Below are 22010 nucleotides of genomic sequence, written 5' to 3' on the forward strand. Positions count from 1 at the left end.
CCGGTGGTTGCGCCCAGAGCGCGCGTGGACGACGTGCGCGGTTGAAGCAGACCCTGCGCGCCTGGACAAACCACCGGAGTTTCTGTTCAGAACCGTTACAGAATGGCTTCCCGCCGGTGCGGGGCGTCCGATCCTCCCCAGCCGAGTGTCCCCTTCCATGTTGATCCTGATCCTCGGGCTGGTGCTGTTCCTCGGCACCCATGCCTTCTCGATGCTGCGCGCCAAGCGCTCGGAGGTCGTCGGCCAGGTCGGCGAGGGCAAGTACAAGCTCGGCTACATGCTCCTGTCCGTCCTCGGCCTGGTGCTGATCGGGGTCGGCTTCCACAATTACCGCGCCGCCGGCTACATCGCGGTCTGGGATCCGCCGGTCTGGACGCGCCACCTGTCCCTGGTCCTGGTGCTGCTCGCCTTCGTCGTGCTGGCCTCGGCCTACCTGCCGGGTCACATCCGGGCGAAGGCCAAGCACCCGATGCTGCTCGCGGTGAAGATCTGGGCGACCGCGCACCTGCTCGCCAACGGCGACCTCGGCTCGATCCTGCTGTTCGGCTCGTTCCTCGCCTGGGCGGTGGTCGCACGGATCAGCGCCAAGCGCCGGGCACTCACCGCGGGCCAGGTCGTCGCGCAGCACGGCGGCGCCGCGGCGCCTGCGGGCTGGCGCAACGACGCGATCGCGGTGGTCGTCGGCGTCGTCGCCTGGTTCGTGTTCGGCAAGTACCTCCACCCGCTGCTGATCGGCGTCTACGCCTGGCCGGGCCAAGCCTGAGGCCTGCCCGGTCGCCAAACCGGCGCCCGCGTGCTAGGCGCGGGCCGATCGAGACGCTTCAGGTCGTCCGGCTCACGCGCCGGACCGGGATACGATGGCTGAGAACAACGAGTTCATCCGCGAGGTCAACGAGGACTATCGCCGGGACAAGGTCGCCGAGATCTGGCGCCGCTACAGCGGCGTGATCATCGCGGTGGCGATCCTGGTGGTGGCCGGCGTCGGCGGCTGGCGCTACTGGCAGACGGCCCAGCGCAACGCTGCCGAGGCCGCCTCGCAGCAATTCGACGAGGCCAACCGCCTCGCCCGCGACGGCAAGGTCGCGGAGGCCGACAAGGCCTACGAGGTCCTCGGCACGCAGGGGCCGGCCGGCTACCGCCTGCTCGCCCGTTTCCGCTCGGCTGCCGAGACCGCCAAGCGCGACCCGGCCGCGGGCGCTGGCGCCTTCGACGCCATCTCCGGCGACACGGCGCTCGGCGACGGCCTGCGCGACCTGGCCCGGCTTCGTGCCGCGCTGATCCGCCTCGACCTGCCGGACCCGGCGCCGGCGCTGGCGAGCCTGCAGAGCCTGGCCGCCGGCTCGCCCTTCCGCTTCACGGCCCGCGAAATGCTGGGGCTCGCCGCCCTGAAGAACGGGCAGTACGACGAGGCCGGGCGCTGGTTCGACCAGCTCAACATGGACCCCGAGACGCCGCAGAACCTGCGCCAGCGCATTGAGGTCTACGTCGCACTGGTGGCCGGCGGCCCGGTGACTGTGACACAGGCGAAGCCAGAGCCCGCCGCGCCCCCGCCGCCGATCACCCGCTGATCGCCCAAGATGCTGGCCCAAAACCTCCGGTGCGACTGGCTCGCACCGGAGGTTTTGGGCATTCTCCAGACTTTCGCCGCCGGGCCGGCCCGGCGGCTCGACCGATCATAGAACGGACCACCCCATGGAACTGCCGACCGTCGCGATCGTCGGACGGCCGAATGTCGGCAAGTCGACCCTGTTCAACCGCCTCGTGGGCAAGAAGCTGGCGCTGGTCGACGACCGCCCCGGCGTCACCCGCGACCGCCGCGAGGGCGACGTCGCCTTCGGCGGCCTGAACTTCCGCATCATCGACACCGCGGGCCTCGAGGAGGCCGATTCGGCGACGCTGCTCGGCCGGATGCGGATGCAGACCGAGGCCGCGATCCTCGAAGCGGACGTAGTGCTGTTCGTCATCGACGCGCGCGCCGGCATCCTGCCCGCCGACCAGCCCTTCGCCGAGTTGGTGCGCCGGGCCGGCTGCAAGGTGATCCTCATCGCCAACAAGGCCGAGGGCGGCGCCGGGATGGCCGGCGCCTACGAGTCGTTCCGCCTCGGCCTCGGCGACCCGATCCCGTTCTCGGCCGAGCACGGCGAGGGCATCGGCGAGCTGCACGAGGCGCTGAAGGAGAACCTGCCGGAATCCGACGAGGACGAGGAGGACGACGACCCGCGCGGCAAGCCGCTCAAGGTCGCCATCGTCGGCCGCCCGAACGCCGGCAAGTCGACGCTGATCAACCGGATGCTCGGCGAGGACCGACTGCTCGTCGGCCCGGAGGCCGGCATCACCCGCGATTCGATCTCGCTCGATTGGGAGTGGCACGGCCGCCGGATCAAGCTGCACGACACCGCCGGCATGCGCCGCCGCGCCCGGATCGAGGACAAGCTCGAGAAGCTCGCGGTGTCGGACGGCATCCGCGCCGTGCGCTTCGCCGAGGTGGTGGTGGTGCTGCTCGACGCCACGATCCCGTTCGAGAAGCAGGACCTCACCATCGTCGACCTCGTCGAGAGCGAGGGCCGCTCCCTGGTGATCGGCCTCAACAAGTGGGACCTCGTCGCCGACCAGCCGGGCCTGCTCAAGACCCTGCGCGAGGATTGCACCCGGCTGCTGCCGCAGGTGCGCGGCGTCGCGGTGGTGCCGCTCTCGGGGCTCGCCGGCGACGGCCTCGACAAGCTGATGCAGGCCGTGATCAAGGCGGCGGATGTCTGGGATACCCGCATCTCGACGTCGCGGATCAACGACTGGCTCTCCGAGGCGACGCAGCGCAACCCGCCGCCGGCGGTGTCGGGCCGGCGCATCAAGATCCGCTACGCCACCCAGGTGAAGAGCCGCCCGCCGCACTTCGCGCTGTTCGGCAACCAGCTCAACGCCCTGCCGAAGAGCTACCAGCGCTACCTCACCAACTCCCTGCGCGAATCGTTCGACCTGCCGGGCACGCCGATCCGCTGGAGCCTGCGGACCTCGTCGAACCCGTTCGACAAGGGTTAGGTCACGCGCCGGTTCTCTTGCGAGAGTGAGAGATGGCACGGCGCAGGCGGTGCATGCCCCAGAACGCGCGGTGCCGGTGATGGCGCAGCCATTCCGTCGGCGTCAGTCGCCGGTGAAGGAACACGTGCGAGACGTAGCCCATCCGCGGCCCGGTGTTCTTCTCGCCCTTCGCGAGTTCGATGTCCGGCACGATGTCGCGCTGGAAGCACGTCAGGGTCCGGATGCCCTTGAGGTTCACGTTCATGACGATCGAGCGCGCGTAGTAGCTGAAGCGGTCGTAGAGCAGCACGTCGCGGGTGCGTTCGCTGGACGGGCTCGAGAAGCGCAGCGTCCCGTTCAGGGGGCCGTAGGTCGTCATGACCGCGCGCACGTCGGCGCGGCGCCCGAGATCGATCGAGAGCGACGTGTTCTCGGGGATCGTCGCATAGTGCAGCGGGATGCCGTTCCGCTGCATCGCGAAGGGGCAGGAGCAGTCCGGCATCGCCACCAGCCTGAGGGGCGTGAACAGGCTCGGCAACGCCCGGTAGCGGTGGATGTAGGCCGCGCCGAAGCCGCGCCCGCGCACGAAGTCGTAGACCTGCCGCCCGTAGAGGTCGGCGCCGGCAGGCGTCACGTGGGTGCCGTCCTTCAGCCAGAGCGCGCGTTCTTCCGGGCCGGATGCGGCCACGGGCCGGGCGAGATCGAGGATCGGGATACCGAGGCAGGCCTCGTAATCGTCGAGGAGGCCGGCGACCGTCTCCGACGTGTAGTCGACCCCGCCCTGATACAGATTGAGGAAGGCGACGGGCCGGCCGCGGCGGGCGGTCGCCGCGAGGATCTGGTCGAGGAAGAAGCTTAGCGCGCGGCGGTCGTAGTAGCGCACGTTGCCGGTGAACAATTCCAGCAGGACCCGATCGCAGGCGATCGTGTCGAGGATCTCATCGATCATGTAGGCGATGGCGTGGACGCTGTGCCCGCCCCAGCCGGATTTCAGGAAGACGAGGTCGGCCCCCTCCGCGGCGGCGCATTCGCCGGCCCGCTCCACGTAGCCGACCTCCTCGGTGACGCTGTAGCCGAGGCAGAGGACGCGCACGGGCGCAACGGGAGTCGCACCGGGCGACGGCACGCTCACGCACCCCGCGTCGTTCGAGACAGCCAATCCACTACGGCGTCGAGGGCTTGGCGGTTGTTGAGGCCGGCTTCCCGTGCCGCCTCGAAGGCGGCGATCTGGCCGTCGGCGCTGGTGCCCTCGGTGGCGATGGTCCGGGCGTGGGCGACCTCGGCCGCGCAGCCTAAAGCCGCCGCATCCTCGGCGACGAGGTCGAGCACCGCCTCCAGTGCGTCGGCGAAGGGCAGGCCCGCCTCGCGCGTCTCGTCGATCAGCTCGGCGCCGACGCCGCTGCGCTGGGTGCGCCACAGGTTCTCGTCGGCGAGCGCCCGCGAGACCCCGTCGAGGCCGGCGTTGAGGTCCGGCCGGCGCACCACGAGGCGCACGAGGCAGCGGAACAGGGCGGCGATGGTCAGCGCGTCGGCGAGCCGGGTGCAGCTGTCGGCGATGCGCAACTCCAGCGTCGGGAACTTGATCGAGGGCCGCAGCGACCACCACAGGAAGCTCGCATCCTGGATCGACCCCGCCTCGGTCATGATCCGCACGTAGCGCGCGTAGGCCGCGGCGTCGGCGAAGAGTTCGGGCAGGCCGGTGCGCGGCAGCTCGCCGAAGGCGCTGAGGCGATAGGCGGCGAGCCCCGTGGGCTTGCCCTGCCAGAACGGCGAGGAAGCCGAGAGCGCGAACAGCAGCGGCTGGAACGGCAGCAGCCGGTTCATCAGGTCGACGCGCGCCTCCGGGTCCGGCACCTCGACGTGGACGTGCATGCCGCAGATCAGGCTGCGCCGCCCGGCCAAGCCGACGTCGCGCAGGATGCCGCGGTAGCGGTCGCCCTTGGTCGGCAATTGCCGCGACCAGTCGGCCACCGGATGGGTGCCGGCGGCGAAGATCAGAAGCGCGTGCTCGGCGGCGAGGTCCGCGAGCGCCCCACGCTGCCGGGCGAGCGAATCTCTTGCTTCGGCGAAATCGGTGACGGGCGGCGTGCAGACCTCGACCTGGCACTGCAGCAACTCGCGCCCCGCCTCGGGCAACCGTTCGGCCGCCTCGACATGGAACGGCTTGACCGAGCGCCGCGGCGTGCCGCGCGTCTCCGCGTCGGCCAGGAAGTACTCTTCTTCGATGCCGAAGCGGTAGCTCTCGGTGGTCATCGCATCCCTTCGCGTTCGGCACGTCCGCTGAAACGCGCCGGGTCCGCGAAGGATGCCGTCACCCGCGCAGCGCCCCGCCGACGAGCCAGGCCGGGTCGAACCAGCGGTCGGCGTCGCCGTCGTAGGGGAGGCGGGTCACGTCCCAGTTCTGGATGTACTTGGCGTAGACGTTCCAGACCGCGATGCCGCCGCCGACGAAGACGCGGCGGCCGGGATATCGCGCCAGCACCGCCTCCGGGTCCTCGTGCGAGCGGATCACGTCGATGGTGCGATCCTCGAACGCGAAGGCCGGCACCGAGGCCACCGTCTTCGGGCCGGCGATGAGCACGTGGCCCATGGTCAGCGCGAAGAATCGCGTCACGTCCTCGACGAAGAGCGGATCGGTGTTGCCCTCCCAGGGGAGCTGGCCGTTCAGCCCGAGCTGGCCGCGCTGGCCGATCGCGCAGATGCAGCGCACGTCGATCATCAGGATATCCGAATGGTGCGGGCGCCGTCCGGACCCGTCAGCGCGTCGCTTGCGGGGTCAGGATGCGGTCGGTCGGGAAGTCGTAGATGGTGCCGGAATCCGTCGATCCGGGGCTCGCCAGCCGGACGAAGTGCGGCGCGAGGTCTTCCGGCGTCCGCAGCGTCTCCGGGTCCTCGCCCGGCATCGCAGCGCGGCGCATGTCGGTGCGCAACGGTCCCGGATTGAGCAGCATCGCCTTGACGGCCGTAGTCGCGTTCTCGGCCGCGTAGGTCCGCACCAGGGCCTCGAGCGCCGCCTTGGACACGGAGTAGGGCCCCCAATAGGCCTTGCACTTGGAAGCCGCCCCGGAGGTGACGAAGATCGCCCGGCCCGCATCCGACATCCGCAGCAGCGGGTCGAGCGAGCGGATCAGCCGCCAGTTCGCGGTGACGTTGACGTCCATCACCTGGCCCCACACCTTGGGGGTGATGTGGCCGATCGGCATGAGGTTGCCGAGGATGCCGGCGTTGCCGACGACGATGTCGAGGCGCTTCCAGCGGTCGTTGATCGCCGCGCCGAGCCGGTCGATGCCGTCGTAGTCGGTGAGGTCGAGGGGCACGAGGGTCGCGCTCGACCCGACCCGGCGGATCGCGTCGTCGAGCTCTTCCAGCGCGCCCTGCGTGCGCGCCACGGCGATGACGTGCGCGCCGGCTTCCGCGAGCGCGAGCGCCGCCGCACGGCCGATCCCGCGGGAGGCGCCGGTGACGACGGCGACGCGGCCGTCGAGGGTCTTGGTTTCGGTCATGCGTGGACGGTCAATCCGCTTCGGCGAGCATGGCGAGGCGCTTCGGGCCGGCGATGGCCAGGTCCGTCAGGCCGGTCGGGTAGTCGCCGGTGAAGCAATGGTCGGTGTATTGCGGGCAGGCCTCGACGCGCTCGTTCTCCCCCATCGCCCGGTACAGGCCGGGGATCGACAGGAAGGCCAGCGAGTCCGCGCCGATGTAGCGGCGCATGCCCTCCAGGTCGTGGGTGGCGGCGAGCAGTTTCTCGCGCTCAGGCGTGTCGATGCCGTAGAAGTCGGGATAGGTGATCGGCGGGCTCGCGATGCGGAAATGCACCTCCGCCGCGCCGGCCTCGCGCATCATCCGCACGATCTTCACCGAGGTGGTGCCGCGCACGAGGCTGTCGTCGACGAGCACGATGCGCTTGCCCTCGATCGCCGCGCGGTTGGCCGAATGCTTCATCCGCACGCCGAGCTCGCGCACCGATTGCGTCGGCTGGATGAAGGTGCGGCCGACATAGTGGTTCCGGATGATCCCCATCTCGAAGGGGATGCCGGTCTGCTGGGCAAAGCCGAGGGCGGCCGGCACGCCGGAATCAGGCACCGGCACCACCACGTCGGCCGGCACCGCGGCCTCGCGGGCAAGCTCGACGCCGATGTTCTTGCGCACGGCGTAGACGCTCTTGCCGTTCACCACCGAATCCGGCCGGGCGAAGTAGATATACTCGAAGATGCACGGCCGCATCGGCACCTTGTCGGCGAAGCGGATCGACTCGATGCCGTCCTCCGAAATCACCACGACCTCGCCGTTCTCGACGTCGCGCACGAACTTCGCGCCGATGATGTCGAGCGCGCAGGTCTCGGAGGCCAGCATGTAGCGGCCGTCGAGCTCGCCGAGCACCAGCGGGCGGATGCCGAGCGGGTCGCGGGCGCCGATCAGCTTCTTGTTGGTGAGCGCGACGATGGCGTAGGCGCCCTGGATCGCCTGCAGCGCGTCGATGAAGCGCTCGACGATCCGGGGTTTCCGCGAGCGCGCGGCCAGGTGCAGGATCACCTCGGTGTCCGAGGTCGACTGGGTGATCGCGCCGTCGCGCACGAGGTCGCGGCGGATCGAGAGCGCGTTGGTGAGGTTGCCGTTATGCGCCACCGCCAGCCCGCCGCCGGCGAGTTCGGCGAAGAGCGGCTGGACGTTGCGCAGGATGGTGCCGCCGGTGGTCGAGTAGCGCACGTGGCCGATTGCGGCACGGCCCTTCAGCCGCTCGATCGTGCCGCCGTCCGAGAACGAATCGCCGACGAGCCCGGGGCGGCGCTCGGAATGGAAGACCTCGCCGTCGAAGGCGACGATGCCCGCCGCCTCCTGGCCGCGGTGCTGCAGGGCGTGCAGCCCGAGCGCGACGATCGCCGAGGCGTCGGGATGGCCGAAGATGCCGAAGACGCCGCATTCCTCGCGGAGCGTGTCGCCATCGGTCTCGGGATCGAACACGGAATCCACGGTTGCGGCGTGGTGTGACATGGCCTGAGGTCGATCCCTGGTTGCCGTCCGCCGGAATGCCGCAAGGGGCCGCCCGGAGCGGATCCGCGCGGTCGGCCCGCGGCGCCGTCGTCAAGGCGTTATCTGAGCGCTCGCGGCATCGCAACCAAGCCGGATCGAACGCAGGTCAGGGTGACCGCGGCGACATAAGCATGCGGAGGCGGCCTCAGCGCCGCGGCGCGGGCACGGCCGGGGTGGTCGGACGCACCACCGGAGTCTCGGTCTCGGCCGGCGCGTCGACCGGCTCGTTCTGCGGGGTGTCGACCTTCGGCTTCTTGAACTGCTTGAGGAAGCCCTCCGGGTTCTCGGGCAGCTGTGCGACGAGCGCGTCGCCGGACTTCTCGAGCATCGGGCGGGTGCGCGCCTCGGCGGCCCAGGTCGGGACCTTGCCCTGGACCAGCCAGGACAGGAACACCCAGCCGATCACGCAGATCAGGAAGCCGCGGGCGGCGCCGAACAGGAAGCCGAGCGAGCGGTCGATCGCGCCGATGCGCGAATCGAGCACCACGTCGGAGATCTTCACGGTGATGATAGAGACGACGATGAGCGTGCCGAGGAAGATCGCCGCGATCGAGGCGACGAGGGCCACGGTGTCGCTGGTCACGTGCTGCTTCACCGTCGGCAGCAGCATCGGATAGAGCGACCACGCCACCGCGGCGGCGGCGACCCAGGCGATGATCGCCAGCACCTCCCGCGTGACGCCGCGGACGGCCGCCAGCAGCGCGGAGATCACGACGATGCCGAGCACCACGAGGTCGAGGACGGAAAACGGCATCTGCGGGTTCGGATCGGATGGGGAGATGCCACGACGAAAGCGATGCGGTCTGCGGCTCCCCTGGGACCGCGCGCGCTTTATATCGCGGTGAAACTCGGCCGTCACCCTCGGCGGCGACCGCCGGCCGCCGGAACCGCCGGTTGCAGACAGGCTTCTGCGGCTTGGTTGAAATCCACAACCCAGCGCGGATGGTTCGTCGAGCGGGATAGAGCCGGGCGCTCAATCCTCGTCTTCGTCGTGGGCTGTGTGGCGGCGCTTGCCCGAGCCGACCCGTCGCGGCCCGTTGGCGGCGATTCCGGCCACGAGGTCGGCGATGTGGCGCAGCGACTCCGTCGCGAACGCCCGATCCACCGTCTCGCCGCGCCCCTGCGGGGTCATCGCCTTCGCGAAGCCGAGCTTCTGCGCCTCCTTGAGGCGTGCGCCGGCCTGCGCCACCGGCCGGATCGCGCCCGATAGGCCGATCTCGCCGAAATACACCGTCTCCGGCGGCAGCACCGCGCCCGACAGGGACGAGACGAGGGCTGCCGCGACCGCCAGGTCCGCCGCAGGCTCGGAGATGCGCAGGCCCCCGGCGACGTTGAGGTAGACGTCGTGCGTGCCCAGCCGGATGCCGCCATGGGCTTCCAGCACCGCGAGCACCATCGAGAGCCGGTTCGGGTCCCAGCCGACGACGGCCCGGCGCGGCATGCCGAGCGACGAGGGCGCGACCAGCGCCTGGATCTCCACGAGCAGGGGGCGCGTGCCCTCCATCCCGGCGAAGACCGCGGTGCCGGCGGCCTGGTGGTCCCGGCCGGCCAGGAACAGGGCGGAGGGGTTCGGCACCTCGGCCAACCCCATGTCGGTCATCTCGAACACGCCGATCTCGTCGGTCGGCCCGAAGCGGTTCTTCACCGCCCGCAGGATGCGGAAGTGGTGGCCCTGGTCGCCCTCGAACGAGGCGACGGCGTCGACCATGTGCTCCACCACGCGCGGGCCGGCGATCTGCCCGTCCTTGGTGACGTGGCCGACGAGGATCACGGCCGTGCCCGTGGTCTTGGCGAAGCGGATGAGGGATTGCGCCGAGGAGCGCACCTGCGTGACCGTGCCGGGCGCCGACTCGACGGTCTCGGTCCACATGGTCTGGATCGAGTCGATGATCGCGAGCGCGGGCGGGCGCCCCTGCGACAGGGTCTCGACGATGTCCTCGACGTTGGTCTCGGCGGCCAGCTCCACCGGGTGGCCCGACAGTCCGAGGCGCTCGGCGCGCAGGCGCACCTGCCCCACCGCCTCCTCGCCGGAGATGTAGGCGACGCGCTCGCCGGTCCCGGCCATGGCGGCCGAGGCCTGCATCAGCAGGGTCGACTTGCCGATGCCGGGATCGCCGCCGAGCAGGATCACCGAGCCGCGCACGAAGCCGCCGCCGGTGACGCGGTCGAGCTCGCCGATGCCGGACGGGATGCGCGGCGCCTCGCGGGCCTCGCCGGTCAGGCCTTCGAGGGGGAACACGCGCCCGCGGGCGCGGCCGGGCCGGGTCGCGGCCGGTCCCGATTGCGGGCCGGAGCCGCCGGGCGTCTCCTCGACGATCGTGTTCCAGCCGTTGCAGGCCTCGCAGCGCCCGCGCCAGCGGTTGTAGACCGCGCCGCAGGCCTGGCAGATGAAGGTCTGGTGGATCTTTGCCATGCGCTCGCGACGAATCAGCGGGTCCGGCTCCGTGGCGGAGGACGGCGTCAGCCCCCGATATACGTGCGAACGTAACGGGAACCCAGCCCCGTCAGGATCTCGTAGCCGATCGTGCCCGCGGCTTGTCCGACCGTATCGACGTCGAGCGCGTCGCCGATCAGCGTGGAGACGCCGCCGCGCGCGGCCTCGGGCGCCTCGGTGACGTCGAGGATGATCAGGTCCATCGAGACGAGGCCGAGGATCGGACAAAGGATGCCGGCCACGAGCGCATGACCGCGGCCGCTCGCGGCACGGGGATAGCCGTCGGCGTAGCCGAGCGAGAGCGTCGCGAGGCGCCGGGGGGCGGGTGCGGTCCACCGCCCGTTGTAGCCGGCCTGCGCGCCGGCCTCGACGTGGCGGATCTGCAGGATCGTCGCCTCCAGCCGCACCACCGGCCGCATCGGGTTGGCGGCGCGATAGGGCGTCGGGTTGCCGCCGAACAGCGCGTAGCCCGGGCGCAGCAGGTCGTGATGCGTCGCCCCGTCGAGGAAGACGCCCGACGAGTTCGCGAGCGAGCCGGGAATGCCGGGGAACGCCGCGCGCACGCGTGCGAAGTCGGCGATCTGCCGGCCGTTGACCGGCTCCCCGGGCAGCTCGGCGCTGACGAGGTGGCTCATCACCAGGTCGATTCCGGCGGCCGCGATCCGCGGGTCGCCGGCGAGCGCCAACGCGTCCGGGACGGAGAGCCCGAGGCGGTTCATGCCGGTGTCGACGTGCAGCGCGGCGGCCCGCGTCCCGCCTCCGAAGGCGGCCCAATCGGACAGCTCCTGCACCGAGCCGAGCACCGGGCGAAGGTCCAGTGCCGCATAGGCCGGCATCGCGCCGGGCAGCAGCCCGTTCAGGACGTAGATCGCAGCCTCCGGCAGCGCATCCCGCACCCGTGCGGCCTCTCCGAGATGCGCGACGAAGAACGTGCGGCAGCCGGCCGTCCACAGCGCCCGCACGACGGCGTCGGAGCCGCAGCCGTAGGCGTCGGCCTTCACCACCGCGGCGCAGGCGCGGCCCGGCGCCTCGGCCGCGAGCCGCCGCCAGTTCTCCGCGACGGCGCCGAGATCGACGGTGAGGCGGGCGCCGTGCCCGGTGGCATCTGTCACGGTGCTGTCTCGGGAAATCGTCGAGCTCCGAGGTTTTTGCCAAACGTGCGGTCGATTCGCCATGCGTGCGGGCGACCCGCAAGGCATGCCATTAACGCGCCAGCGGCCGGAAGGCACGGCGCCTGCAAGGCTGGGCTCCCGCCGACGCCGGAGCCGTCGGCGCGTCGAAGGCCCGCGAGGAAGGATCACCGAGAATGGCGTTCGCCTGCACGATCCCGGCGATTCCCACCGTCCAGCAGGACGATGCGACGCTTCGCATCACCCGGTGGGACTTCGCCCCCGGCGCGGTGACCGGCTGGCACGAGCACGGTTGGCCCTACTTCGTGGTGATGCTGGTGGCCGGGACGCTCCGGGTCCACGACGGCGAGAAGGTCGGCGAGACCGCGCTCGCCGCGGGGCAGGCCTACAGTCGCCCGGCCGGCATCCGCCACGACGTGATGAACGGCTCGGATCATCCGATCGCCTTCGTCGAGATCGAGGTGAAGCAGCCCGGTGCGCTGGTGACGCTGTAGCGCAAACGCCTACGAGACCTCGGGTTCGGGCGGCCACGCGATCGCGCGGGTCATGATCGCCTCGTAGGGATACGGGCACGCGGCGGGGAACACCGACTCGTCGAGGCCGGTCTCGCCTGCGGCCTCGATCCGAGCCCGGCGGTAGGCGCGAGCCAGGAATTGCGGAAGCAGCGGCACGAGGCTCGGGCAGTCCTCGATCCGTTCGGCGACCGAGAGGCGCTGCGTCTTGATCGAGGTGGCCCAGCCGCACGTGCGCCGCTGGGGCTGGTGATCCCATTTCAGCAGGTGAAGCAGGATCACGCGCAGGGCGCTCGTCAGGGCATGGTGTTCCGTGCGGGACAAGGCTTCGATCTCATCGGCGAGATGCGCGAGATCGAGGCGATCCCAGGTGCCCGCGCGCAGGTGCGCGGCCTGCTCCAGCGACCAGGCCGCGAGGTCGGCCTCGTATGCCGTTCCGGATCTCGGGCTCTCCACGCGTCTCGGCGCCGCCACGGTCGTCCTCCTTCATTCGCGCGGTCACAGCCTATCACATCTGGTCCGGCAGCCGGTCACTCTGGGCGAGGTTGGAGAACCGGGTGATGTTGGCGTCGAACTGCAGCTCCACCGTGCCGGTCGGGCCGTGGCGCTGCTTGCCGAGGATGACCTCGGCCTTGCCGTGGACGCGGTTCATCTCCGCCTCCCAGGCGAAGAACTCCTCGGTGCCCTCGCGGGGCTTCTTGTTGTTGACGTAGTATTCCTCGCGGAACACGAACATCACCACGTCGGCGTCCTGCTCGATCGAGCCCGATTCACGCAGGTCCGAGAGCTGCGGGCGCTTGTCGTCGCGGTTCTCGACCTGGCGCGACAGCTGCGACAGCGCGATGATCGGCACCGACAGCTCCTTGGCCAGCGCCTTCATGCCGGTGGTGATCTCGGTCATCTCCTGCACGCGGTTGTCCGAGCGCTTGCCGGAGCCGGCGAGCAGCTGCAGGTAGTCGACAATCAGCACGTCGAGGCCCTTCTGGCGCTTGAGGCGCCGGGCGCGGGCGGCGAGCTGCGCGATCGAGATGCCGCCGGACTGGTCGATGTAGAACGGGATCGTCTGCATGTCGCGGGCGGCGTCGGTGATCTTGTAGAAGTCCTCCGGCCGGATGTCGCCGCGGCGGATCTTGTAGGAGGGCACGCCCGACTGCTCGGCGATGATGCGGGTGGCGAGCTGCTCGGCCGACATCTCGAGCGAGAAGAACCCGACGATGCCGCCGTTCTTGGTCTTGATCGTGCCGTCGGCCTGCTTCTCGCCCTGGTAGGCCTTTGCGATGTTGAAGGCGATGTTGGTCACGAGCGAGGTCTTGCCCATGGCCGGACGGCCGGCGAGGATGATCAGGTCGGAGGATTGCAGGCCTCCCATCTTGGCGTCGAGGTCCGAGAGCCCCGTGGCCAGCCCCGAGAGCTTGCCCTCGCGCTGGTAGGCCTTGGCCGCCATGTCGACGGCGGTGGTCAGCGCGTCCGAGAACTTCTGGAAGCCGCCGCTGTACCGGCCGGCTTCCGCCAGCTCGTAGAGCCGCCGCTCCGTTTCCTCGATCTGGTCGCGCGGCGCCTGCTCGACGGGCGCCTCGTAGGCGCCGTTGACGAGGTCCTCGCCGATGGTGATCAGCCGGCGGCGGATCGCGAGGTCGTAGATCGTGCGGCCGTACTCGCCGGCGTTGATGACGGTGGTGGCGTCGGCGGCGAGCCGCGCGAGGTATTGCATCACCGTCTGGCCGCCGAAGTCGGCGTCGCCGAGATAGGTCTTCAGGGTGATCGGGGTCGCGAGCTTGCCTGCCTTGATCAGCGAGGTCGCCACCTGGAAGATCTGCTGGTGGGCGTCCTCCATGAAGTGCTCGGGCAGCAGGAAGTCCGAGACGCGGTAGTAGGCGTCGTTGTTCACCAGCATCGCGCCGAGCAGCGCCTGCTCCGCGTCGATGTTGTGCGGCGCGACGCGGTACTCCGCCTGCACGGCTTCGAGCTTGGCCGCTAGGGCATTGGGCAGGGCCATCGGCGGTCGCTCCGAATCGATGCGGGCCGGGCCGGCCCCGCATCCCGAACAAGATCCGACGACCATGGCACCGGTAGGGTTGACCGATGCTTAGCCGCCGACGTCCGCGTCACGGTAGCCCGGAACGCGAGGACGCCCGCCCCTCGGTTCGAGGAACGGGCGTCCATCTTGGAACAAACGATGAACGCGTCAACCCTCTTGGGGCGCCGTCCCCGCTGTCACCGCCATCCACAGCCCTCCGTCTCCATCGCAGGAGGCGGGAGGGCGGCGCGATCAGCCGCGGTCGTCGGCGCCTTCGCCGGCCTCGGCCAGCGCCATGCCGACTTCCAGGCCGAGGTCGTCGAGGTTGAACGCCTCGCGCTCGGTGACCGACTCGCCGCGGGCCTGACGCTCGGCCTCCTCGGGGCTGCGGGCGACGTTGACGGTGACCTTCACGTCGACCTCGGGGTGCAGCACCACCGGGACCACGTGCAGGCCGAGCGTCTTGATCGGCTGGTTCAGGGTGAACTGGCCGCGCTCGACGGTGAAGCCGTCCTTGGTCACGACCTCGGCGAGGTCGCGGGTGGAGACCGAGCCGTAGAGCACGCCGGACTCGCCCGACTGGCGGATGAGCACGAAGGTCTGGCCGTCGAGCTTCTCGGCGACGGCCTCGGCGTCCTTCTTGCGGTCGAGGTTCTTCGCCTCGAGCTGGGCGCGCTGGGTCTCGAAGTGCTTCTTGTTGCCCTCCGTCGCGCGCAGCGCCTTGCCGCGGGCGAGGAGGAAGTTGCGGGCGAAGCCCGGCTTCACGTTCACGGTCTCGCCCATCTGGCCGAGCTTGGCGACGCGCTCAAGCAGGATCACTTCCATGGTCTTCGTCCTTCTCTCAGTGGGGCCGCCGCTGCGGGCCGGCCGGGGTCTCAAGGGGCCGCGCCGTCGGGTCGACGGCGGCGGTTGAGCGCGGTGTCGGCGAGGCCGAACAGGGTGAGCACGATCAGGGCGATGCCCTGCGTGAAGAACAGGATCAGGTAGAGGCCGAACAGCATCATGCCGCGGGCGGGCCGGCCGCGGCTGCGATCGTGGAAGGCGGCGAGCCCCTGCAGCGCGAAGACCGCGCTCACCGAACCGACGAGTGCGGTGCCGAGGACGCCCGCGTAGCCCGGCGCGAAGGCGAGGACCGCCGCCACCGCCAGCAGGCCGAGCATGGTGCGCGGCATGATGGTCGCAGGGATGTCCGGCCAGGGCCGCGGCAGGCGGCCCGAGAGCTGGACGATGCGGGCGGAGGCCCAGAGATAGAAGGTCAGGAGCAGGGCGAGACCGTTCGCGGCGAAGGCCGGCACGGTGCGGGCCAGCGCGTCGACCAGCTCGGCATGGGCTTCCGCGGCCGCGGGCGCGGCGTCGGCGGTCTCGCCGGGCTTGCCAGCTTCGGCCTTGTCGGCGGTGGCCGTGTCGGCGCCCGGCTTGTCCGTACCGGGTTTGGCCGGCGCGCTCGGCAGGTCGCGCATCTGGGCGCGGACGATGGTTCCGGCCAAGCCCTTGAGCTGCCCCTCGAACGCCTCGTGGCTCGGCGCCGACATCACGGCGATGGCGATGAAGGCGAGCGCCGCCGTGGCTCCGGTCCAGCCGAGCAGGCGCCCGGTCGGATACCATTCGAGGGTGCCGTCGGCGTTCGGGCGGCCGAGCAGGGCGAGGTAGGCCAGCCACCAGGCCGGCACCGCGAGGTAGGCCGCAAAGCCCAGGCCGAGATAAGGGGAGACGACGAGCGCCAGCGCGAGGCTGCCGGAGGCGGCCGCCGCGAGCGCGGCGCGCGAATTCCAGCCGAGACCCACGATGAGGATCGGCAGGGGCGCCAGGAGGTAGAGGACGATCGCGAGCGGGGTGGCCTTCAGCAGCATTCCGAACAGGAGTGCCGAGACGAGGCCCGCGCCGATACCGATGCCGAGGTTCTGGACCATGAAATCCGCTGTCCCGCCGCCGCGCTCGAAATGCGGGCGGGGTTAGAGGCAGGAAGCGCCCCAACGATCGGGCGGCGGTGATGTCCGCCGCCCGGGAATCGAGGCCGCCGGCTCGGTAGACCGGACCGGCGAACCTCGTGAAAAGCCTACTTGATGACGTAGGGGAGCAGGCCGAGGAAGCGCGAGCGCTTGATCGCCTGGGCGAGCTCGCGCTGCTTCTTGGCCGAGACCGCGGTGATGCGGGACGGGACGATCTTGCCGCGCTCCGAGACGTAACGCGACAGCAGCTTCACGTCCTTGTAGTCGATCTTCGGCGCGTTGGCGCCGGAGAAGGGGCAGGTCTTGCGACGACGGAAGAACGGACGACGGCCACCGCCGCCGGCGGCTCCACCAGCACTTGCACCGAATGCCATGGCTTAGTTCTCCCCGCCGAAGTTGCGCTCGGGCCGGTCGCCGCGATCGCCGCGATCCCCACGGTCGCGGTCGCCGCCGAAGCCGCCGCCGCCACCACCGAAGCCCTCGTCGTCGCGACGACGGCCGCGCTCACGATCCTTGCGGTCGTCGCGGTCGCGCTTCTGCATCATCGCGGACGGCTCGTGCTCGAGCTCTTCCACGCGGATGGTCATGAAGCGGAGCACGTCTTCCGAGATCTGCATCTGGCGCTCCATCTCGGCCATGGCGGCCGGGGGGGCGTCGATGTTGAGCAGGGTGAAGTGCGCCTTGCGGTTCTTCTTGATCCGGTAGGCGAGGGACTTGACGCCCCACATCTCGATCTTCTCGAAACGTCCGCCGTTCTGTTCGATGACGCCCTTGTAGGTCTCGATCATCGTCTCGACCTGCTGGGACGTCACGTCCTGGCGTGCCAGGAATACGTGCTCGTAGAGAGGCATTACGGGCCCTTCAGCTTGAATGAGGCCCGGACATGCAGATGCACGATGAGTTCCGGGCCGGTTCGGTTCGCGAGATCGCCCGGCGCCAAGCCCTCCGAGCCGTTTAAGGGGCCCGAGCGGTTGATCGAAGGCGGAGACACGGGACGACGGCTCATTCGGATGTCGCCCGAGGCGACGCGAAGAAAGCCTGTGCCGCGAACGGCACCGTCCGTTCAGCCCCCAGCCGGAGCGAACGCGAAGGGGCCGATAGTCGGTTTCGCCGAAAATCGCAAGGCCCGCCCGCAAGGCCGGATCGAGAAGGCGCACCCGCCGGGTCGCACGGATGCTTGCCCGGTAGCGATCGCGCCGCGCGAAGCGCTTCGGGACGGCGACAGTGATTTATCAGTCCCGAAAATCGAAATGGGGACAGCTGGTTAGGCCCGGTTCCCTGTGGCCGGGCATCGCCGCGAAAAAATTCTTCCGAACTATCGGTGTCGCGCAACGTTCCTGATCCACATCGATCAAATAAAGGATACATCTGATGCGTAAGACCCTCATCTCCGCCACGGCGCTCGTGCTCGCGCTGTCGGGTGCAGCGTTCGCGCAGTCCGCCACCGGCAACATGAACAACCCCGGCAGCGTGAAGAGCAACTCCGAGAAGGCGATGGAGAAGGGTGGTACCGTGCGCGGCGACATGCCGGCCACCACCGGCACCGCTCCGGGCGCCGCGGGCGCCGCCACCACGATGCCGGCCGCCCGCGAGGACGGCACCCGCACGGTTCCGGGCAACGCCGGCGCCAACCCGGTTCGCTAAGCTCTGCATACCGCCGAGTCTTTCGGCATCTTCGGAAAGGCTGGGCGTATCGCGCCCGGCCTTTTCGCGTTCGAGGGCGCCTTCGAGGGAGGGCGCGACGATCCGCCGGCGGGCGCATCCGCCTTCGAAGCCCCGGCGATGCGGCGGATTTTCCGCTCCGGCGAGGCGCCACGGCGGCGCGATCTGGGCTATGGACGACGCGTCCAACCCGAAGCCCTCTGATAAAGGTCGGCGTATGTCGGCACAGCCTCTCCGCCTCGGCGTGAACATCGACCACGTCGCCACCGTCCGCAACGCCCGCGGCGGGGCCTATCCCGATCCGGTGAAGGCCGCGCATCTGGCGGTGGAAGCCGGTGCCGACGGGATCACCGCGCATCTGCGCGAGGACCGGCGGCACATCCGCGACGCCGACATGGAGGCGCTCGCCCGCACGCTCACGGTGCCGCTCAACTTCGAGATGGCCGCCACCGACGAGATGGTGGCGCTGGCGCTCAAGCTGAAGCCGCACGCCGCCTGCCTCGTCCCGGAGAAGCGCGAGGAGCGCACCACCGAGGGCGGCCTCGACATCGTCGGCGGGCGCGCGCACCTGGCGCCCCGCATCCGGGCGCTGGCCGAGGCCGGCATCCGCGTCTCGCTGTTCGTCGAGCCCGACCCCGCCGTGATGGAAGCGGCCCACGCGCTGGGCGCGCCAGTGGTGGAACTCCACACCGGCAGCTACTGCGAGGCCGCGATCGCGGGAGACGCGGCGGCCACGGCGCACGAGCGCGACCGGATCGTCCGCGCGGCCGCGCACGGGCAGGGTCTCGGTCTCGAGATCCATGCCGGACACGGGCTCACCACCGGCAGCGTCGGGCCGATCGCGCGGATCCCGGAGATCCGCGAGCTCAACATCGGCCACGCCCTCATCGCCGACGCGATCTTCGTCGGGCTGCCCCAGGCGATCCGCGACATGCGCACCGCGATGGATGAGGCCCGCGCCGGAGGCCGGGGCCGATGATCCTCGGGATCGGTTCCGACCTCTGCGACATCCGCCGGATCGAGCGCTCGCTGGAGCGCTTCGGCGAGCGCTTCACCCACCGGGTGTTCACCGACGGCGAGCGCGCCCGATGCGACCGCAAGGCCGCTCGCGCGCCCTCTTACGCCCGGCGCTTCGCCGCCAAGGAGGCCTGCGCCAAGGCGCTCGGCACCGGCCTCGCCAACGGCGTGTTCTGGCGCGACATGGAGGTGGTGAACCTCCCCAGCGGTCAGCCGACCCTCCGCCTCACCGGGGGTGCCCAGGAGCGGCTCGCCGCGATGCTTCCGGCCGGCCACGGGGCCAAAGTCCACGTCACGCTCACCGACGATCCGCCGATGGCACAAGCTTTCGTGATCATCGAGGCCGTGCCGGAGGGTACCGGACGGGATTGACGCGCGATCCCGGCGCGTTGCGGGGGAACCCGGGTTGGTCTAGACCCCCGCGACGCAACGGACACGGGTGGGGCGCCGCGGGCGGCGCCCGCGCGGGCCGTCGGCCTCGTCCCGGACGGATCGCCAGACGGATCGACAGATGGAACGCGCGCGCTTGGATCGGGACGGAAAGCACGAAGTCCGCACGCAGCCGGGCACCTGGGCCAGCATCCGCGAGACGCTGAAGGTCGGGATCCAGGCGCTGCTGATCGCGCTCGTGGTGCGCACGCTCCTGTTCCAGCCGTTCAACATCCCCTCCGGCTCCCTGATCCCGACGCTGCTGATCGGCGACTACCTATTCGTGTCGAAGTACTCCTACGGCTACTCGAAATACTCCCTGCCGTTGAGCGAGTACCTTCCGATCAAGTCGGAAGGGCGCGTCTGGGCGGCCGAGCCCAAGCGCGGCGACATCGCGGTGTTCAAGCTGCCCAAGGACAACGCCACCGACTACATCAAGCGGGTGATCGGCCTGCCCGGCGACAAGATCCAGATGATCGACGGCGTGCTCAACATCAACGGCAAGCCGGTCAAGCGCGAGCGCATCGCCGACTACGAGACCATCGACCCCTACGGCCAGGCGACGAAGGTGCCGCAGTACAACGAGACGCTGCCGAACGGCGTCGTGCACCACACAATCGAGCGCGACGGCGACAACGGGTTCTGGGACAAGACCGAACTCTACACCGTGCCGCCGGGCCACTTCTTCATGATGGGCGACAACCGCGACAACTCGACCGATTCGCGCGACCTCGCCAACGTCGGCTACGTGCCGTTCGAGAACTTCGTCGGCCGCGCCGAGATGATCTTCTTCTCGATCGACGAGGGTACGCCCGCCTGGCAGATCTGGAACTGGCCGGCCCACGTGCGCTGGGGCCGCCTGTTCTCGACGATCCACTGACCTCCGCCTTGGCCGACGAGGCGCGCCCCTCCGCCCGCGCCCGGCGCAAGGCGCGGCCCAGGCCCGACCTGTCGGCGCTGGAGGCGCGGATCGGGCACAGCTTCGCCGACCCGTCGCTGCTCGTCCGCGCGGTGACGCATGTCAGCAAGGCGGCCGGCCGCGTCGGCAGCTACCAGCGCCTCGAGTTCCTCGGCGACCGCGTCCTCGGCCTCGCCATCGCAGACAGGCTCTACGCCGCCTTCCCGGAGGCCGACGAGGGCGACCTTTCGCGGCGCCTCGCGGGCTTGGTTCGGCGCGAGACCTGCGCCGCCGTCGCCACCGCCTGGGACGTCGGCCCCCACCTCGTCCTCGGGCAGGGCGAGGTTTTGGGCGGCGGGCGCCGCAACCAGACGATCCTGGCCGACGTGTGCGAATCCATCCTCGGCGCGGTCTACATGGATGCCGGCTACGAGGCCGCCCGGGCGCTTATCGAATCCGCCTTCCGCCCGGCCGAGCCGACCGGCGCGCCCCGCGGCCGCGACGCGAAGTCGGCGCTGCAGGAATGGGCGATGGGCCGCGGCCTCGCGATCCCGGTCTACGAGGTCGTCGAGCGCTCCGGCCCCGACCACGCCCCGCATTTCCGCATCGCCGCCCGCGTCGCCGGGCTGGAGGCGGGGATCGGGGAGGGGCCTTCGAAGCGCCTCGCCGAGCAGGACGCCGCCCGCGCCGTACTGGGCCGCGAGGGCATCGTCGAGGGTGGCGGCCCTGGCGGGCACGAGGCAAGGCACGGGGTCGGCGAGCGGCCGAGCGAGGACCGAACATGAGCGCGATGGCCCAAGAAGAGCCCCAGGACGACCCGCAGGACGATTCCGAGGACGCGTTCGAGGCGGCGCCGGAGCGGGCGCCCCCGAGCCTGCTGCCGGGCACGCCCACCGATGCCAAGGCCGGCTTCGTCGCCCTGATCGGCGTGCCCAACGCCGGCAAGTCGACGCTCCTGAACAGCCTCGTCGGCACCAAGGTCTCGATCGTCTCGCGCAAGGTCCAGACCACGCGGGCGCTGGTGCGCGGCATCCTGATCGAGGGCTCGGCCCAGGTGGTGCTCGTCGACACGCCCGGCATCTTCCAGCCGAAGCGCAGGCTCGACCGGGCGATGGTCCACTCCGCCTGGAGCGGGGCGGCCGACGCCGACGCGGTCTGCCTGCTGGTCGACGCCCGCAAGGGGATCGACGAGGAGCTGGAGACGATCCTGGCGCGCCTGCCGGACGTGCGCCGGCACAAGATCCTGATCCTCAACAAGATCGACCTCATCCTGCGCGAGAAGCTGCTCGCGCTGGCCGAGGAGCTGAACAAGCGCATCCCCTTCGCCGACACCTTCATGATCTCGGCGCTGAACGGCGACGGCATCGCCACGCTGAAGCAGGCTCTGGCCAAGCTGATGCCGGCCGGCCCCTGGCTCTACCCGGAGGATCAGGTCTCGGACGCGCCGATCCGCATGCTCGCTTCGGAAATCACCCGCGAAAAGCTCTACGACCGGTTGCACGAGGAGCTGCCCTACCGCTCCACCGTCGAGACCGATCAGTGGCAGGTGCGCAAGGACGGCTCGGTGCGCATCGAGCAGACCATCTTCGTCGAGCGCGAGAGCCAGCGCTCGATCGTGCTCGGCAAGGACGGCCAGACCATCAAGGCGATCGGCACGGCGGCCCGCCGCGAGATCGCCGAGGTGGCCGAGACCACAGTGCATCTGTTTCTGCATGTGAAGGTGCGCGAGAACTGGGCCGACGACCCGGCCCGCTACCGCGAGATGGGCCTGGAATTCCCGCGCGGCTGATTCTTTTCGGCGCGCGCCTTTTCGAATCGCGCGAAACGGCGTGTTGATGCGTCGGGCTCCCCGTGCCGACCCGGCGGTGAGCGGATTCCGCGACGACGAGCCGACCGCGTATCCCGAGCCGTTCCCG

Annotated in this window: 24 protein-coding genes; 10 read left to right on the forward strand and 14 right to left on the reverse strand. The window is 70.3% G+C overall.

The features are described 5' to 3' along the window. The first annotated feature begins 157 nt into the window (after positions 1-157). The 3 genes from MFF13_RS17160 (at position 158) to der (ending at position 3036) form a co-directional block, all read left to right on the forward strand. Positions 158-763: an NnrU family protein gene (locus tag MFF13_RS17160; protein WP_147827837.1), complete on the forward strand. Its 606-nt coding sequence runs from the start codon at positions 158-160 to the stop codon at positions 761-763. Positions 764-857: 94 nt separating this feature from the next. Further along, positions 858-1568, forward strand: a complete 711-nt coding sequence (locus tag MFF13_RS17165) for a tetratricopeptide repeat protein (RefSeq protein WP_147827838.1) — start codon at positions 858-860, stop codon at positions 1566-1568. 124 nt (positions 1569-1692) lie between these two features. Beyond that, the gene (gene der, locus MFF13_RS17170; protein WP_147827839.1) at positions 1693-3036 is read left to right on the forward strand and encodes a ribosome biogenesis GTPase Der; all 1344 of its coding nucleotides are present in this window, start codon (positions 1693-1695) and stop codon (positions 3034-3036) included. Position 3037: 1 nt separating this feature from the next. Here der and MFF13_RS17175 read toward each other — a convergent pair whose 3' ends face one another. From MFF13_RS17175 to alr, 8 genes are all read right to left on the reverse strand, one after another. Beyond that, the gene (locus MFF13_RS17175; protein WP_147827840.1) at positions 3038-4108 is read right to left on the reverse strand and encodes an SGNH/GDSL hydrolase family protein; all 1071 of its coding nucleotides are present in this window, start codon (positions 4106-4108) and stop codon (positions 3038-3040) included. A gap of 35 nt (positions 4109-4143) precedes the next feature. Continuing rightward, positions 4144-5268, reverse strand: coding sequence for a carboxylate-amine ligase (locus MFF13_RS17180; RefSeq protein WP_147827841.1), 1125 nt, complete (start codon positions 5266-5268; stop codon positions 4144-4146). A 58-nt stretch (positions 5269-5326) separates the two neighbouring features. Further along, the gene (locus MFF13_RS17185) at positions 5327-5734 is read right to left on the reverse strand and encodes a dihydrofolate reductase (RefSeq protein WP_147750477.1); all 408 of its coding nucleotides are present in this window, start codon (positions 5732-5734) and stop codon (positions 5327-5329) included. A 37-nt stretch (positions 5735-5771) separates the two neighbouring features. Beyond that, positions 5772-6518: an SDR family NAD(P)-dependent oxidoreductase gene (locus tag MFF13_RS17190; protein WP_147762641.1), complete on the reverse strand. Its 747-nt coding sequence runs from the start codon at positions 6516-6518 to the stop codon at positions 5772-5774. A gap of 10 nt (positions 6519-6528) precedes the next feature. Further along, the gene (purF, locus tag MFF13_RS17195; RefSeq protein ID WP_147827843.1) at positions 6529-8007 is read right to left on the reverse strand and encodes an amidophosphoribosyltransferase; all 1479 of its coding nucleotides are present in this window, start codon (positions 8005-8007) and stop codon (positions 6529-6531) included. 184 nt (positions 8008-8191) lie between these two features. After that, positions 8192-8800 (reverse strand): CvpA family protein, encoded by a 609-nt coding sequence (locus tag MFF13_RS17200; RefSeq protein WP_147750480.1) that lies wholly within the window; start codon positions 8798-8800, stop codon positions 8192-8194. A gap of 219 nt (positions 8801-9019) precedes the next feature. After that, entirely contained in the window at positions 9020-10459 is a 1440-nt protein-coding gene (radA, locus tag MFF13_RS17205; RefSeq protein WP_147827844.1) for a DNA repair protein RadA, read from the reverse strand. A gap of 47 nt (positions 10460-10506) precedes the next feature. Next, positions 10507-11592 carry an alanine racemase gene (alr, locus tag MFF13_RS17210; RefSeq protein WP_238272582.1) on the reverse strand — a complete coding sequence of 362 codons (1086 nt, stop codon included), beginning with the start codon at positions 11590-11592 and terminating at the stop codon, positions 10507-10509. Between the two features lie 194 nt (positions 11593-11786). Here alr and MFF13_RS17215 point away from each other — a divergent pair, with 194 nt between their 5' ends. After that, positions 11787-12104, forward strand: a complete 318-nt coding sequence (locus tag MFF13_RS17215; RefSeq protein ID WP_147762643.1) for a cupin domain-containing protein — start codon at positions 11787-11789, stop codon at positions 12102-12104. Positions 12105-12113: 9 nt separating this feature from the next. Here MFF13_RS17215 and MFF13_RS17220 read toward each other — a convergent pair whose 3' ends face one another. The 6 genes from MFF13_RS17220 to rpsF all read right to left on the reverse strand — a co-directional run bounded on the left by MFF13_RS17220 (position 12114) and on the right by rpsF (position 16939). Beyond that, the gene (locus MFF13_RS17220; RefSeq protein ID WP_147827846.1) at positions 12114-12596 is read right to left on the reverse strand and encodes a DUF29 domain-containing protein; all 483 of its coding nucleotides are present in this window, start codon (positions 12594-12596) and stop codon (positions 12114-12116) included. A gap of 34 nt (positions 12597-12630) precedes the next feature. Next, positions 12631-14118, reverse strand: coding sequence for a replicative DNA helicase (locus MFF13_RS17225; protein ID WP_147750485.1), 1488 nt, complete (start codon positions 14116-14118; stop codon positions 12631-12633). A 273-nt stretch (positions 14119-14391) separates the two neighbouring features. Next, positions 14392-14964 (reverse strand): 50S ribosomal protein L9, encoded by a 573-nt coding sequence (gene rplI, locus MFF13_RS17230; RefSeq protein ID WP_147750486.1) that lies wholly within the window; start codon positions 14962-14964, stop codon positions 14392-14394. 50 nt (positions 14965-15014) lie between these two features. After that, the gene (locus MFF13_RS17235) at positions 15015-16049 is read right to left on the reverse strand and encodes a hypothetical protein (RefSeq protein ID WP_147762645.1); all 1035 of its coding nucleotides are present in this window, start codon (positions 16047-16049) and stop codon (positions 15015-15017) included. Positions 16050-16195: 146 nt separating this feature from the next. Beyond that, positions 16196-16462 (reverse strand): 30S ribosomal protein S18, encoded by a 267-nt coding sequence (gene rpsR, locus MFF13_RS17240; protein WP_147725733.1) that lies wholly within the window; start codon positions 16460-16462, stop codon positions 16196-16198. A 3-nt stretch (positions 16463-16465) separates the two neighbouring features. Next, on the reverse strand, positions 16466-16939 hold the full coding sequence (gene rpsF, locus MFF13_RS17245; RefSeq protein ID WP_147762646.1) for a 30S ribosomal protein S6: 474 nt from the start codon (positions 16937-16939) through the stop codon (positions 16466-16468). 520 nt (positions 16940-17459) lie between these two features. On the opposite strand from rpsF, the gene MFF13_RS17250 reads away from it, so the two are divergent. The 6 genes from MFF13_RS17250 (at position 17460) to era (ending at position 21883) form a co-directional block, all read left to right on the forward strand. Beyond that, complete coding sequence (locus tag MFF13_RS17250) at positions 17460-17732, forward strand: hypothetical protein (protein ID WP_147827847.1); 273 nt, start codon at positions 17460-17462, stop codon at positions 17730-17732. Positions 17733-17967: 235 nt separating this feature from the next. Continuing rightward, positions 17968-18729, forward strand: a complete 762-nt coding sequence (locus MFF13_RS17255; RefSeq protein WP_147827848.1) for a pyridoxine 5'-phosphate synthase — start codon at positions 17968-17970, stop codon at positions 18727-18729. After that, a complete protein-coding gene (gene acpS, locus MFF13_RS17260; protein ID WP_147750491.1) occupies positions 18726-19139 on the forward strand; it encodes a holo-ACP synthase in 414 nt (137 codons plus the stop codon). The genes MFF13_RS17255 and acpS overlap by 4 nt, the downstream gene beginning before the upstream one ends. Before the next feature lie 139 nt (positions 19140-19278). Next, a complete protein-coding gene (gene lepB, locus MFF13_RS17265) occupies positions 19279-20076 on the forward strand; it encodes a signal peptidase I (protein WP_147750492.1) in 798 nt (265 codons plus the stop codon). An 8-nt stretch (positions 20077-20084) separates the two neighbouring features. Then, positions 20085-20879, forward strand: a complete 795-nt coding sequence (gene rnc, locus MFF13_RS17270) for a ribonuclease III (protein ID WP_147827849.1) — start codon at positions 20085-20087, stop codon at positions 20877-20879. A gap of 5 nt (positions 20880-20884) precedes the next feature. After that, positions 20885-21883, forward strand: a complete 999-nt coding sequence (gene era, locus MFF13_RS17275; protein ID WP_147750522.1) for a GTPase Era — start codon at positions 20885-20887, stop codon at positions 21881-21883. The last annotated feature ends 127 nt before the right edge of the window (positions 21884-22010 follow it).

It is taken from the genome of Methylobacterium cerastii, from assembly GCF_022179125.1.
Lineage (GTDB): Bacteria > Pseudomonadota > Alphaproteobacteria > Rhizobiales > Beijerinckiaceae > Methylobacterium > Methylobacterium cerastii.

What these genes read in the sequence shown, in the direction of transcription:
- MFF13_RS17160 (WP_147827837.1), top strand. Translation starts at nt 158, where the DNA reads ATGTTGATCCTGATCCTCGGGCTGGTGCTGTTCCTCGGCACCCATGCC.
- MFF13_RS17165 (WP_147827838.1), top strand. Translation starts at nt 858, where the DNA reads ATGGCTGAGAACAACGAGTTCATCCGCGAGGTCAACGAGGACTATCGC.
- der (WP_147827839.1), top strand. Translation starts at nt 1,693, where the DNA reads ATGGAACTGCCGACCGTCGCGATCGTCGGACGGCCGAATGTCGGCAAG.
- MFF13_RS17180 (WP_147827841.1), bottom strand. Translation starts at nt 5,268, where the DNA reads ATGACCACCGAGAGCTACCGCTTCGGCATCGAAGAAGAGTACTTCCTG.
- MFF13_RS17185 (WP_147750477.1), bottom strand. Translation starts at nt 5,734, where the DNA reads ATGATCGACGTGCGCTGCATCTGCGCGATCGGCCAGCGCGGCCAGCTC.
- MFF13_RS17190 (WP_147762641.1), bottom strand. Translation starts at nt 6,518, where the DNA reads ATGACCGAAACCAAGACCCTCGACGGCCGCGTCGCCGTCGTCACCGGC.
- purF (WP_147827843.1), bottom strand. Translation starts at nt 8,007, where the DNA reads ATGTCACACCACGCCGCAACCGTGGATTCCGTGTTCGATCCCGAGACC.
- MFF13_RS17200 (WP_147750480.1), bottom strand. Translation starts at nt 8,800, where the DNA reads ATGCCGTTTTCCGTCCTCGACCTCGTGGTGCTCGGCATCGTCGTGATC.
- radA (WP_147827844.1), bottom strand. Translation starts at nt 10,459, where the DNA reads ATGGCAAAGATCCACCAGACCTTCATCTGCCAGGCCTGCGGCGCGGTC.
- MFF13_RS17215 (WP_147762643.1), top strand. Translation starts at nt 11,787, where the DNA reads ATGGCGTTCGCCTGCACGATCCCGGCGATTCCCACCGTCCAGCAGGAC.
- MFF13_RS17225 (WP_147750485.1), bottom strand. Translation starts at nt 14,118, where the DNA reads ATGGCCCTGCCCAATGCCCTAGCGGCCAAGCTCGAAGCCGTGCAGGCG.
- rplI (WP_147750486.1), bottom strand. Translation starts at nt 14,964, where the DNA reads ATGGAAGTGATCCTGCTTGAGCGCGTCGCCAAGCTCGGCCAGATGGGC.
- MFF13_RS17235 (WP_147762645.1), bottom strand. Translation starts at nt 16,049, where the DNA reads ATGGTCCAGAACCTCGGCATCGGTATCGGCGCGGGCCTCGTCTCGGCA.
- rpsR (WP_147725733.1), bottom strand. Translation starts at nt 16,462, where the DNA reads ATGGCATTCGGTGCAAGTGCTGGTGGAGCCGCCGGCGGCGGTGGCCGT.
- rpsF (WP_147762646.1), bottom strand. Translation starts at nt 16,939, where the DNA reads ATGCCTCTCTACGAGCACGTATTCCTGGCACGCCAGGACGTGACGTCC.
- MFF13_RS17250 (WP_147827847.1), top strand. Translation starts at nt 17,460, where the DNA reads ATGCGTAAGACCCTCATCTCCGCCACGGCGCTCGTGCTCGCGCTGTCG.
- MFF13_RS17255 (WP_147827848.1), top strand. Translation starts at nt 17,968, where the DNA reads ATGTCGGCACAGCCTCTCCGCCTCGGCGTGAACATCGACCACGTCGCC.
- acpS (WP_147750491.1), top strand. Translation starts at nt 18,726, where the DNA reads ATGATCCTCGGGATCGGTTCCGACCTCTGCGACATCCGCCGGATCGAG.
- lepB (WP_147750492.1), top strand. Translation starts at nt 19,279, where the DNA reads ATGGAACGCGCGCGCTTGGATCGGGACGGAAAGCACGAAGTCCGCACG.
- era (WP_147750522.1), top strand. Translation starts at nt 20,885, where the DNA reads ATGGCCCAAGAAGAGCCCCAGGACGACCCGCAGGACGATTCCGAGGAC.